Raw genomic sequence first — 214 nt, 5'->3', positions numbered from 1 at the left:
GCCGGGGCCGAGCATGCCCGGGCCGAACGGGCCGGGGCCGCCGGGGCCGAACGGACCGGGGCCGCCGGGGCCGAACGGACCGAACGGGCCGGGGCCGAGCATGCCCGGGCCGAACGGGCCGGGGCCGCCGGGGCCGAACGGACCGGGGCCGCCGGGGCCGAACGGACCGAACGGGCCGGGGCCGAGCATGCCCGGGCCGAACGGGCCGGGGCCG

The 214-nt window shown here is 85.5% G+C and carries 1 protein-coding gene; it reads right to left on the bottom strand.

All coding sequences use genetic code 11. The features are described 5' to 3' along the window. A partial coding sequence (locus tag EAS64_RS48180) for a hypothetical protein (RefSeq protein ID WP_187366591.1) occupies nucleotides 1-214 on the bottom strand: 214 nt, incomplete at both ends.

This window comes from Trebonia kvetii (assembly GCF_007827045.1).
GTDB classification, from domain to species: domain Bacteria; phylum Actinomycetota; class Actinomycetes; order Streptosporangiales; family Streptosporangiaceae; genus Trebonia; species Trebonia kvetii.
Note: the sequence above shows the minus strand (reverse complement) of the source record. Positions and strands in the feature narration are given on the sequence as shown.